This window comes from Deltaproteobacteria bacterium, assembly GCA_020845895.1.
GTDB lineage: Bacteria > Lernaellota > Lernaellaia > JACKCT01 > JACKCT01 > JADLEX01.
In genome coordinates this window covers 48,324-60,460 of the sequence record JADLEX010000143.1, presented here as the reverse complement: position 1 = coordinate 60,460, position 12,137 = coordinate 48,324, and the positions used below count along the sequence as shown (strand labels likewise).

Sequence of the window (12,137 nt, the reverse complement as noted above, 5' to 3'; positions counted from 1 at the left end):
CGGATGCACCTATCAGCACATCGCGTGGCGACCGAGTGTGCGTTCGGTCGCTTCGGTGATCCGATCGCCGTCATCGGGCGCAAAATCGCGCGCGACGTACCCCGCGAACAGGGGCTGCGAGCGGCTTGCGTACGGCGACCCTTGAACGAGATGCACGAGGTCCAAGCCGCCGTTCTCCCTTGACAATTCCGGCCCCGATCCCCTTAATTCACGGCGTTTTCGATCGAGGGCGGCGTGAATCTGACGGACCAGGACCACCGACGCGCGGAGCGTCGCATTTTTTTTCGCAATTCGCTCCTCGTCGCGGCGATTTTCGCGTGGACGGCGCTCGTTTATAAGGACATTTACGCCCTTCGCTTTTTTCTCGACGACTACCTGCACCTGCATCTGATCAGCCGGATCGCGAGCCCCGTCACACCGTTTACGACCGACCTGATGTTCGGCGCGTTCTACCGGCCCGGCGTGTTCTGGTTCTGGAAGCTCAACTGGCTGGCCGGCCACTTGAACCCCGCCGTTTACTATGCGTTCAACATGGGCCTGCTCGCCGCCACCTGCCTGTTGCTCATGCAGTACCTGCAGCACCTGACGGGCTACAAGGGCTTTAGCACATGGGCGACGCTGCTCTACGCGGTTTCGCCGATCACCGCACAGGGCGTCTTGTGGCTGTCGAACCGTTTCGACTTGCTGGGAGCGGTCTTTTTTCTCGCGTCGTGCGTGTTGTTTTTGCGTTACCTGCGCTTTCACCGGCCGTGGGACTTCACGGGGTCGCTGGCGGCGGGTGTGTTCTCGTACTTCTGCAAGGAAATGTACATCACGCTGCCCGTGGTGCTCATCGCCTCCGGCACGTTCATGTTCCATTTCCGCGGGACGCTCACGAGCGCGATCGTCAAGCGCGCCGTCGTTCTCTCCGCGCCGTACTTCGTCGGCGCCGCCGCCTTCATGATCGTGCGATACGCGATCCTCGGCACGATGGGCGGCTACGTGGGCGAGCCGCGCGTGGATCTGACGTTCGGCTACCTGATGGGCCTGCTGTCCGCGTTCGGCAGCTACGTCTGGTACTTCGAGTGGCCGCTCGTGACCCTCGGCCTTGCCGTCGTCATGGTGCTCCTGCTCCAGAAGCGCCACTTCCGGCGCGCGAATCCGCTCATGTGGTTCGGACTCGCGTTCGCGATCCTCACCGCCGCGCCGCTGGCGATGGTGATCCGCATCGAGTCCGTCATGACCTACCACACGCCGCGTTTCTTTTTTCTGCCGGGCATCGGCTTTGCCATGATGGCGGCGGCAGTCTACAACCCGCGCACCGGGCCGATCCGCCGGGGTTTCGCCCGGGCATTCATCGTCCTGATGGTGCTCGTGGGGTCGGTCAACACGTTTCTGGTCGCGCATCACACGATGGAGTCCACGCGGCGCGCCGAAAAAAACCTGACGCGCATCGACGAGTTCCTGAAAAAGGAGTGGACGTCCGACGAACCGGCGGTCATCTACGCCTGTCAGCGCGGCCTCGACGTCGCGCTCGACTCTTCGCTCAAGGTTTGGCACCCCGAATACCTGGACAAGGCGTTTCTGGTGAACTGCAGCGGCCAGACGCAGGTCTTCAGCGGTGACGCGCTCTACAAAACGCGGGGCGGGGATCTGACGTTCCCGGCCACCTTCACGAAGAACCCTTCGCGATTCGGCGATCTGTGGTACGGTGTCGTCGACGTCAAACCACGCGATATTCTCGCCGGCCTCGCCTCGAAAAACCACGTCTACGCCATTTATAAGAACGCCCAGGGCGAGCTGACTTTCGTGACGCCCGACCGTCTGCGCGAGCAGATGGAGACGCTGGGAGCGACGTTCGAATGAGAGCCGCGCGCATTTTCGCCGCACTCGTCGTGATCTTCGGGATCGCGGGCTGCCGTGCGTCGCGACCGGGACCGAACGTGGTCCTGATCGGCATCGAGAGCCTGCGCGCGGACGAACTCAAGACGTTCGGCGCGACCAAGAGCCCCGTTTCCTATCTCGATCTGCTGGCGACGAAGGGCGTGACATTCACACAGGCGCGGGCGTCGTCCTCCTGGGCGCTGCCCAGTTGGGCGAGCGTGTTGACGGGGCGCAGCCCGTCGGCGAACGGGATCGTGGAGGTCGGCAACCAGCTCGATCGCTCAATCGAAACGCTTGCCGAGCGGTTCGCGCAAGGCGGATTCCAGACGGGCGCGATCGTGACGAATCCCCTGCTGGCGAAGCAGGTCGGTTTTGCTCGCGGATACGGCTCTTACATCGAGCGGTTCAACGCCCCCGCGTCGGCCGCGGCCCAGGCCGCCGAGACCTGGATCGACGAAAATCGTGATCGGTCGTTTTTTCTGACGATCGATCTCGCCGGCCCGCAAATGCCGTACGAGTCCGAGGACGAGGACGAATCGAAGTTTCGCAAGGCGGATCTGCCGATTCGTCAGTTCGGCCCGCGCGACGCGATGCAGGTCGTGAATCACTGGCCGGAGCCCGCGGCCCAGGCCGGACTCTCCCGCGCGCGCGAGCTCTACCGGGCGGAACTCGATCACGTGGACCGCGCGATCCTGCGCATCATCCAGCACCTTCAGAAGCGCCGTCTCGAATACGACACCATTCTCGTGATCTTCTCGACGAACGGCGAAGAGTTCATGGACCGGGGCTTGATGAACAACAGGCTGTCCCTGAGCGACGAACTCGTGCGCGTGCCGCTCATCGTCGTCGCGCCGGGCGCGGCGCCGGCGGGAAGAAAAATCGATGCCCCCGTCGGCCTCGTCGATCTGTTTGCGACACTCGCGGATCTGGCCGGAATCGGCGAAGGGCCGGACGGTCACGGGCAATCGCTCCGACCGTTGTGGCATGGCGAGCCGAAAGACATCGAGGCGGCGGCGAACGAGTTTCGAGCGCGTCCGATCATCATCGAAACGTCGCACACGGGGCCCGACCGGATCGCGGTGGTCGTGGACGGGCACAAGGCCGTCTTCTCGGGGCGTTTTTCGGTTCATGGCCGCGATCTCGGACCGGAGCTGTACGACCTCGAGAAGGATCCTGGTGAGCGTTCGAATCTCGCAAAAGACAATCCGGATTCGCTCGCGCCTTTCGATCAGCACCTGCGTTCGGAGCCGTCGTTCTCGCGCCGGAGGACCTGGCGCGTGACGTTCGGCGGGACCGAACGGCCGACGCTCTACAGCGGTCGCGTGACCACGAGCGGCCGCTTCGTGTCGTCGTTCAAACTGAGTTCACGGTTTCAACTCGGCAAGACGCAGCTCGTCAGCGACGATTTCCTGCTCGTTCGCGGTCCGCAGTCCCTGTATTTCGCGGCGACGGGCGAGGACGGCGGCAATGGATTTCAGTTCGTGGTCGAGCCCGCGGACGCGCGTGTCGAGGTGACGCCGCTCCTTGACGGGCACGCCGACACGGGCGTCGTGGAAACCTCGATTGGAGACCCGGCCCGCATCCCCGTGGACCTCGCGACGCTCGCCGACGCGACGCTCGCCGACGCGGTACATGCCGGTTACGCGATTTCGAGCGAATGGATATGGACCAGCTCCGCGGACTCGGGCGGAATCGAAATCACGGATCAGATTCGTCCCGGGATCGAGTTGATCAATCGCCTGGCTGTACTGGTTGAAAAGCGGGATCGCACGCTCAGAGACCTGTTCCTGAATTATGCGAAAGGCGAGACCACGCCATGAAAACCCCAGTTCGATCCGCCGTGCGGACGCGGGCGGCGGCGCTCGTCGTGCTGGCGCTCGGGGCGGTGTTCGCCGCGTGCGGAGCGAAATCCGACCGACCGAATATCGTGCTCATTTCGATCGACACCCTGCGGGCCGACCAACTCGGAGAGTACGGCAACGAGGGGCGCTTCACGCCGGTGCTGGACGAACTCGCGAAACGGGGCGTGCGTTTCGCGCAGGCGAGAACGACCGCGCCGTGGACGCTGCCCAGTCACGCCTCCGCGTTCACGGGCGTCTTTCCCACGGATCACCGGGCCATCGATGACCGCATGAAGATTCGCGGCGACGCGCCGATGCTCACCGAGATCCTTCACGACGCCGGCTACCGCACGGCGGGATTCGTCACGCACTACTACGTCGGCGAAGACTACGGTTTCAAACGCGGGTTCGACGAATTCACGCGTCGCGAGGAAGCGCCCGCGGACCAGATGGTGGATCTCGCGACGCGCTGGCTGCGCGAAAACACGGGACGCAAGCCGGTCTTCCTGTTTTTACACCTCTTCGATCCGCATACGCCGTACACGCCACCGCCGTCGCTGCGCGTCAAGCACGTCGCCGAAGGGCTGCCGCAACTGCGCGGCGACACCGCCGGGGTCATGGATGCCGTGCACGGTCGCGGAGATCCGAAAACCGTGGACGGCCTGAAGGCGCTCTATCAGGCCGAAATCGAATCCGTCGATCAGACACTGGGGCGTCTGTTTCAGGCCATCGAACGCGTCGAGCTGAAAAACACCATCGTCGTGCTCATGGCGGATCATGGCGAGGAGTTCCTCGACCACCAGATGATGGAGCACGGATTCACACTCTACGATGAACAACTCCGGGTTCCGCTGCTGGTCGCCTGGCCCGACCATCTGCCCGCGGGAACGGTGGTCGATACGCCGGTCAGCCTGATCGACGTGATGCCGACTATCGTGGATCTCGCGGGCGCGCCGCCGCCGGCGGGCATTGCGGGAAAGTCGCTTGCGCCGATCATGCGCGATCCGGCGGCAAAGGTCGCACTCGCGGACCGCGTGCTGATTTCCGAAACGACGCGGCTCGGGCCCGACCGCGTGAGCGTCGTGAAGGACGGGTGGAAATACATCTACTCGCCGACATTTCGCCTCAACGACCGCGAAGTGGGCGAGCGGCTCTTCGATTTGACGGCGGACCCGCACGAGAAAAACGACTTGGTGAAGACGCAGCCGGAACGCGCGAAGAGCCTCGTCAAGGCAATCTTCGACACGGGACTCTACGTGAAGCGACGGCAGTTCTCGGTGTTTTTCTCGGGCACCTCCGATCCTCACAAATATCTGGGCACGCTGCGAACGGCGGGGTCCTTCATCGCGGCGAACAAGGACAACATCATCCTCGACACCGACGCGAAGCGCCAACTCGTGACGCTCGAATTCGGCTTGAAGAAAGAGGAAAAGCGTCTGCAATTTCTCGCCCTGGGCAAGGACGGGAACAACGGCGTGACCTTCATTCAGGAACCGGAGAATTCGGAACTGCGTTTCGATCTGCTGGTCGATGACCAACGCGACACCGCGAAAGTCGCGATCGGCGCGGGCACGAAACCAAGCGCGATCCCCTTCGTCGTGCCGGCCGAACTCGCGGGCTCTCGATCGTTCACCCCCGGCGGCGGATTCACGATCTGGTGTGACGAGGTGCTGGTGAACGCGCATGTGCTGACGCGCTTCGAGGTCGGAGATCAGCTCGAGATGAGCCCGGAGATGGTCGAAAAACTCAAATCGCTCGGCTACATCGACGAGGGCGGCGCGATCCGGAAGGGCGTTTCGAACGAAACGAAGTCGCCCGATGCGTCCTCGGACGTGCCCGGAACCGGCGCGATCGAATATCGCTGCACGCCGCTGCCGTTCTAAATGCACTCTTTGCGGAAAAATCGCGAACTGGACCGAACATGGATTTTGTCGACGAGGTAAAAATTTTCGTGAAGTCGGGCGATGGCGGCCACGGCTGCATATCGTTTCGTCGCGAGAAGTTCGTACCGCGCGGCGGTCCCGACGGCGGCAATGGCGGGAAGGGCGGCGATGTCGTCATCGTCGCCGACCTGCAATCGATGAATCTCTACGATTTGCGACACAAGAAGCACCATCGCGCGAAACGCGGCGGCAACGGCGGCGGCGCCGACTGCCACGGTCGCGACGGCGAGGAGTGCGTTATTCACGTGCCTCCGGGCACGGTGATTTTCAACGACGACAAATCGGAAATCCTTGCGGACCTCGAGGAGTTTGGCGCTCGCTTCGTTGCGGCGAAGGGCGGGCGCGGCGGGAAGGGCAACGCCTTTTTCACGTCGTCCACCAATCGTGCGCCGCGCATGGCGCAGGACGGAGAAGAGGGCGAGGAGCGATGGCTCCTGCTCGAACTCAAGGCCATCGCGGACGTCGGCCTGCTGGGGTTTCCCTCGGTCGGCAAGAGCACGCTCATCACGGCGATTTCGGCCGCGCGCCCGAAGATCGCGCCGTATCCGTTCACGACGCTCGTTCCGCATCTCGGTGCGGTCGATCGCGACCCGACGCGGCGATTCATCGTCGCCGACATCCCTGGGCTCATCGAAGGCGCGCATCAGGGTATCGGGCTGGGTTTGAAATTCCTTCGACACATCGAACGCACCCGGGTGCTGATCCACGTGCTCGACATGGACCGGCACTCGGGCCGCGAGCCGGTATCGGACTTCGATGTGCTGAACGAAGAGCTGCGATCGTACAAGGAGACGTTGCTCGACAAGCCGCAGATCGTCGCGGCGAACAAATGCGATCTGCCGGAGGCGGCCGAGCGCCTGAAGAAAACCGTGGCGGCGTTTCGGCGACGAAAACGGAAGGTGTTTGCCATCAGCGCAAAGGACGGCACGGGCTTGGCCGAGCTGCTCGACGAGGTGGAGCGGGTGCTCTCCGAGCCGGATCGCCCGCCCGCGCGGAGAAGATCGCCTAAACGCTCTTGAGCGACTTTTTCGGAGCGAGCGGCACGTTGTGGTCGTCGACGAAGACGAGCTTGGGTTCGTGGGCTTTCGCTTCCGCATCACCCAATTCCACCCACGACGCGATGATGATCTTGTCGCCGGGCGAGACGAGGCGGGCCGCCGCGCCGTTCACGCAGATCATTCCCGAACCGGCGCGCTCCTCAATGGCGTACGTCTCGAATCGGTTGCCGTTGGTGATGTTCCACACCGCGACCTTTTCGAACGCCAGGATATCCGCCGCCGTCAGCAGATCGGTGTCGATCGCGATCGATCCCTCGTAATTCAGATCGGCCATCGTGATCGTGGCGCGGTGGATCTTGCTCTTGAGCATGGTGCGATTCATGAATTCGCTCCCGTGGCCGGTCGGCCGTTCTGTGCGCTTGGCGCGCTGTTCCATTGCTCGCGAAGGAGCACGACGTTGTCGATCAGGCGCGCCCTCGAAAAGAATACGGCCAGCGCCAGCAGTGTCGGTCCCTTGATATTCTCACCGACCTCGTCAAGGTCGGGCAGACTTCGCGCCTCGGCATAATCGAGCCGCCCCAGCGGGGCCTTGGCGAGTTCCTCGTCGATCGTCGCCATGACCGCCGCCGCGCGGCGCTCGCCCGAATCGACCAGCCGTTTCACGCGCTGCAACGCGGTGTTCAGCGCGCCAGCCTGCTCGCGCTCCTCGGGCGTCAGATAGACGTTGCGGCTGCTCATGGCGAGTCCGTCCGGCTCGCGCACCGTGGCGTGCGGAACGATCTCGACATCCAGATTCAGGTCGCGAACGAGGCGGTCCACGACGAGAGATTGCTGGAAGTCTTTCTCGCCGAAGATCGCGACATGCGGTTTGACGATGTTGAAGAGCTTTGCGCAGACCGTGGCAACGCCCGCGAAGTGCACCGGCCGCGACAGTCCGCACAGGGGCTCGCTGACCTTTCGCACGCGGACCTCGGTCTGGTAACCGCTGGGATACATGTCCTTGGTATCGGGATAGAAGATGATGTCCGTGAGTTCCCGCAAGGCGAGCGCGTGATCGCGCTCGAAGTCGCGCGGGTAGCGGTCGAGGTCTTCACCCGCTCCGAATTGCGTGGGATTCACGAAGATCGACAGCACGAGAACATCGCCGAGTTCGCGCCCGCGACGCAGCAGGGTCGCGTGGCCCTCGTGCAGGTAGCCCATGGTGGGCACGAATGCGATTCGTCGACCGGACACGCGAATCTCGTCCGCCGCGCGTTGCATTTCGCGCGCGGAGCGGATCACCCGGATTTGCGACGTCTCGGCCAACGAAAAACCCTCCGACCGGCTGCCGGAGGGCGAGATGGACTCTTCGGGGCGGACTCCAAGGTCCGTCGCGTCGATCGTCCCGTCTCGGTCCGGCGTTCAGCGGGATCCAAGCGGAATAAAATGCTTCGTTCCTTTCGTGTGGTTTTCGATCTCGCTCATCAGCGCGTCGAAATCCCTCGGGTTGTTGACGAAGTCCATCCTCGAGGTATTGACCACCAGGAGCGGGCTCTCGTCGTACGCAAAGAAAAACTTGCTGTACGCGTTGGTGAGCTGCTCCAAATACTCCAAGCCCAACCGCTGCTCGTAGGGATGGTTGCGAATCCGGATCCGTTTGAGGAGGACCTTGGGGTCCGCCACCAGAAAGACCACCAGATCCGGCTTCGCCACCTCGATCTCAAGCAGGCGGTAGATGCGCTCATACAGCGCCAGTTCGTGCTCGGTCAGATTCAGATACGCAAAGATCCGATCCTTGGCGAACAGGTAGTCGCTCACGGTGTGCTGCGCGAAAAGTTCCTGCTGAACGAGTTCGCGCTGCTGGCCGTATCGGGAGAGCAGGAAGAAGAGCTGCGCCTGAAACGCGTATTTGCGCGGATCGCGGTAAAATCCCTCAAGAAATGGATTCTCCTCGACCTGCTCAAAAATCATGCGCGCATCGAGACGCTCGCCGAGCATGCGAACCAGGCTGGACTTGCCAACCCCGATCGGTCCCTCGACCACGATGTAGCGCGGTTGCGTCATCGGTCCCGCGCGCTCCCCGCGACGTGTTCGACCGCAAAGACCTTGACCAGGGGGACCGCCCCTGTCACCGAAACAGGCCAAGAATAACGCGACCTGCGCGCGAACACAACCGGATTCCGGGAGATCTCGAGGAATCGGGGAAAATTCACGTTTTTATCCGTGGGGTTGCGTGTGACGGTTCCCAATAACCATGAGTGCCCTCGGTCGTCAAGACTCGTCGCCGCCGGCGCCGGAATTTGCCGTGTTTTGCCCGCCATCGCGCGATGTCCCCAGCGCGCGGGAGAGGCTAAAAAACTCGGCGAGGGCAAGCGTTTCCGCCCGGCGGATCGGGTCGATCCCGCACGCCGCGAGAGCCGCCAGCACCTCGCCACGTTCGTATGCCTGGGAAAGGGCATTGGCGAGCGTTTTTCGGCGCGCGCCAAATGCCGTCTTCACGCATTTCGCGAATTGCTTTTCATCCAGGTCGACCGGAAGGCTCCGGCGCGAAAAATCGAGTCGCAGGACAGCGCTTTCCACATTCGGCTTCGGAAAAAAGACGTGGGCCGGAAGGTTGAACAGTCGATGAGCCGCCGTGACCGCCTGTACGCGAACGGACAAGATTCCGTAGTCCTTGCCGCCCGGCGGGGCCGCGACGCGCTCGGCGAGTTCGAGTTGCAGGGTAAGAATGGCCGCGAGAAGCGCGTCACGCCATTCGAGCAGGCGAAAGATGATTTGCGAAGAGTTGTAGTAGGGCAGGTTGGCGACAACCGCGACCGCCCGCCCCCCACGCCATTCGTCCAAAGTTTCTCGAGGAAATCGGAGAAAGTCCTGGTGAACGAGTCGGAAGTTTTCGTCGCTTCCGAATCGCTCGGCGAGCAGGGGGATCAAGCGGCCGTCGGTCTCGACCGCGAGCACGCGCGCGCGCGCCTCGAGCAGCTTCTCGGTCAACGCGCCGGTTCCGGGGCCGATTTCGAGCACGGCGTCGCCGGGCGCGAGCCGGGCCTCGCGGACGATCTTCTCGCACAAGTTGGCATCCATCAGCAGATTCTGGCCGAGCGACGCCTTGAGACGGATATCGCGCGCGCGGAGGAGATCGAGGTGCGACGTCATCTCATGGACCCGTTTCCGGGTTCGGCTCGGATTTCCGCGACCGGGCCTTGATAATGGCGCCGCGTACCAACGGAAACGACGCGACACCGGAGAGCATGCCGAGAATCGCCCATCCGATCAGCAGGGGCGCGATCAGCGACCAGCCCGTGGACTTGAGCGCATCGATGGTGATCTCGGAATGGGGGAGACGAACGCGCTCCCAGCCCAGAAAGACGCGCCCGGTTTCGTACTCGGCGGCGAGAAAAAACGCGATCGTGAGCGGGTTCGAGAGCCACGCGGCCAGATAGGTGGCCGGAAAATTCAGGCGGAACGCGATCGCCACGATGGCGCTCAGCACCGTATGGAGGCCGAAAAACGGGCAGAACGCGATGACCATGCCCACGGCGAAACTGAACGCGATGTAATTGGGCGATCCGCGCAGGGAGAGGAATGTTTCTCGAAATCGCGCCCACGCTTTACGAAGCGGCATCGCGCGAAACCTTCTTGATCGATGCGTATGCGTTCGCCGTCCACGGCGAGCGAACTCCGGCGGTGAGCAGCGAGTCGCCGGCCGCGGCGATCATCGCCGCGTTGTCCGTGCAAAACAGAAAGTCGGGAACGGACAGCTCGATTCCAGCGCCCTCGAATCGTCGCGCCGCGGACTCGCGCAGCATGCGGTTCGCCGCGACGCCGCCCGCGATGACCACGCGGCCGACGCCGAATTCCCGTGCCGCCACTTGCAGCTTCTCCAGCAGCACGTCGACCACGGCCGCGTTGAGCGACGCGCAAAGATCCCCGAGATCCCGTCCCTCGGGGGGCATGTCGCGACGTTCGAGGTGCGTGCGCACGGCCGTCTTGAGCCCGGAAAAGCTGAATCGAAAGTCTCCCGACCGAATCAGCGGGCGCGGCAGGTCCACACCCTCCGGATCGCCGCCCGCGGCGAGGCGATCGATCATCGCACCGCCCGGAAAACCGAGACCGAGCATCTTCGCGACCTTATCGAAGCACTCGCCCGCCGCATCGTCCACGGTGCGTCCGACGAGACGCATGGACCGGTCGGCATCGACCAAGTACAGATTCGTGTGCCCGCCGCTGACGACGAGACCGACGAACGGCGGCTCGGCCGGACGGTCGCCGAGTCGCGAAGCCCACAGGTGCCCCTCGACGTGGTTGATTCCGATGAACGGCAAGTTCGCCGCGTAGGCGTAGGCTTTGGCGAAGTTGAGGCCCACGATGAGCGATCCCACGAGGCCGGGACCCTGGCTGACCGCAACGCCCCCGATTTCGCTCTTCTCGATTCCGGCCCGCGCGTGAGCTTCACGAACCACGGCCGCGATCACTTCGAGGTGTTTTCGCGAGGCGATCTCCGGCACCACGCCGCCGTATTTCGCGTGGAATTCGTCCTGACGCGCGACGACGCACGAGCGCACGCGCGTGCCGTCTTCCACGACGGCGGCGCTGGTGTCGTCGCAACTGGATTCGATTCCCAACACGAGCATTTTGCGGTCGGCCCAAACGAAAACCGGCCCACACTCTATGTGGACCGGTTCACGGGGACAAGTCGGCGAGGGCGTCGCCGCTCGGTTACTTCGAGGTCTTGAAGGCTCCGGAATAGTAGTTGTACGCACCCGGGATGAAGGGGCTGCCCTCGACCTGGCCGGGAAGCGCCTTGTACGGATACAGCGTGAAGACGACCTTTCGGAAGTCCTGATTCATGTTGTCCTTGCCCTGTTTCGACGCGGCGAGGTATTCGCCCATCGGCTGGACGAGAACGCGGTCTTTATCGACGCCCTGATCCATCAGGAAATTGCGCACGACAATGCCGCGCCGCTTGCTCAGGAAGAAGTTCTCCTGCGGGCTGCCGGGGCGATCGGCGTGGCAGGTCAGGATCACCCAAAACTTCGTATTTTCCTGCTGCTGCTTGATGAAGTTCGCGATGCCCTTGAGCTTGGCGGCCTCGGATGGGCGAATCGTGTTGGAATTGAAATCGAAGAGGATCGATTCCTGATACTTCGCGAGTTCCTCGGGAAGTTCGCCTTCGAGCAGCGTACTCGGCGCGGTCGCCTTTTTGCCGCTGGCGCAGTCCTCGGCGATCTGCGCGAGTTTCGACGACTCCAGCGCGGTGGCCTTCATCTCGTCGTCCTCACCCTCGTCGTACAGCGCCTCGGCCTTTTTCAGCGCGGCTTCGGCGGAACCGTACTCGTCCGGGCACGAATCGGCAGCGCCTTCGGCTTTGGCGTCGGCCACGGCGGCCTTTGCCGCGGTGAGTTCCGCGGGATATTCCTTGTCGGCGCACCCCGCCATGGCCATGGTTAGCACCAAGGCGAAACAGGCGGTCCAGACTACACGGCTTCGGGCCTGCATGGGATCCTCCGATCGGA

At 63.2% G+C, this 12,137-nt stretch carries 12 protein-coding genes; 4 read left to right on the top strand and 8 right to left on the bottom strand.

Annotated elements, in window-relative coordinates:
• Window positions 1-12: 12 nt before the first annotated feature.
• Complete coding sequence (locus IT350_19595) at window positions 13-165, bottom strand: hypothetical protein (protein ID MCC6160266.1); 153 nt, start codon at window positions 163-165, stop codon at window positions 13-15.
• A 69-nt stretch (window positions 166-234) separates the two neighbouring features.
• On the opposite strand from IT350_19595, the gene IT350_19590 reads away from it, so the two are divergent.
• The 4 genes from IT350_19590 to obgE are packed head-to-tail and all read left to right on the top strand — an operon-like array spanning window position 235 to window position 6,666.
• The gene (locus IT350_19590; GenBank protein ID MCC6160265.1) at window positions 235-1,845 is read left to right on the top strand and encodes a hypothetical protein; all 1,611 of its coding nucleotides are present in this window, start codon (window positions 235-237) and stop codon (window positions 1,843-1,845) included.
• Complete coding sequence (locus IT350_19585; protein ID MCC6160264.1) at window positions 1,842-3,683, top strand: sulfatase-like hydrolase/transferase; 1,842 nt, start codon at window positions 1,842-1,844, stop codon at window positions 3,681-3,683. The genes IT350_19590 and IT350_19585 overlap by 4 nt, the downstream gene beginning before the upstream one ends.
• Window positions 3,680-5,587, top strand: coding sequence for a sulfatase (locus IT350_19580; protein MCC6160263.1), 1,908 nt, complete (start codon window positions 3,680-3,682; stop codon window positions 5,585-5,587). Before IT350_19585 ends, IT350_19580 begins: the two co-directional genes overlap by 4 nt.
• Window positions 5,588-5,625: 38 nt before the next feature.
• On the top strand, window positions 5,626-6,666 hold the full coding sequence (obgE, locus tag IT350_19575; GenBank protein MCC6160262.1) for a GTPase ObgE: 1,041 nt from the start codon (window positions 5,626-5,628) through the stop codon (window positions 6,664-6,666).
• Here the strand turns inward: obgE and IT350_19570 are convergent.
• From IT350_19570 to IT350_19540, 7 genes are all read right to left on the bottom strand, one after another.
• The gene (locus IT350_19570) at window positions 6,653-7,027 is read right to left on the bottom strand and encodes an aspartate 1-decarboxylase (GenBank protein ID MCC6160261.1); all 375 of its coding nucleotides are present in this window, start codon (window positions 7,025-7,027) and stop codon (window positions 6,653-6,655) included. The genes obgE and IT350_19570 overlap by 14 nt on opposite strands.
• On the bottom strand, window positions 7,024-7,932 hold the full coding sequence (locus IT350_19565; GenBank protein MCC6160260.1) for a pantoate--beta-alanine ligase: 909 nt from the start codon (window positions 7,930-7,932) through the stop codon (window positions 7,024-7,026). Before IT350_19565 ends, IT350_19570 begins: the two co-directional genes overlap by 4 nt.
• A 114-nt stretch (window positions 7,933-8,046) precedes the next feature.
• A complete protein-coding gene (locus IT350_19560) occupies window positions 8,047-8,688 on the bottom strand; it encodes a deoxynucleoside kinase (protein ID MCC6160259.1) in 642 nt (213 codons plus the stop codon).
• A 207-nt stretch (window positions 8,689-8,895) separates the two neighbouring features.
• Window positions 8,896-9,777 carry a ribosomal RNA small subunit methyltransferase A gene (gene rsmA, locus IT350_19555; GenBank protein MCC6160258.1) on the bottom strand — a complete coding sequence of 294 codons (882 nt, stop codon included), beginning with the start codon at window positions 9,775-9,777 and terminating at the stop codon, window positions 8,896-8,898.
• Window position 9,778: 1 nt separating this feature from the next.
• The gene (locus tag IT350_19550; protein ID MCC6160257.1) at window positions 9,779-10,246 is read right to left on the bottom strand and encodes a DUF2062 domain-containing protein; all 468 of its coding nucleotides are present in this window, start codon (window positions 10,244-10,246) and stop codon (window positions 9,779-9,781) included.
• Entirely contained in the window at window positions 10,233-11,255 is a 1,023-nt protein-coding gene (gene tsaD, locus IT350_19545) for a tRNA (adenosine(37)-N6)-threonylcarbamoyltransferase complex transferase subunit TsaD (protein MCC6160256.1), read from the bottom strand. The genes IT350_19550 and tsaD overlap by 14 nt, the downstream gene beginning before the upstream one ends.
• An 85-nt stretch (window positions 11,256-11,340) precedes the next feature.
• Window positions 11,341-12,120 carry an OmpA family protein gene (locus IT350_19540; protein ID MCC6160255.1) on the bottom strand — a complete coding sequence of 260 codons (780 nt, stop codon included), beginning with the start codon at window positions 12,118-12,120 and terminating at the stop codon, window positions 11,341-11,343.
• Between the last annotated feature and the right edge of the window lie 17 nt (window positions 12,121-12,137).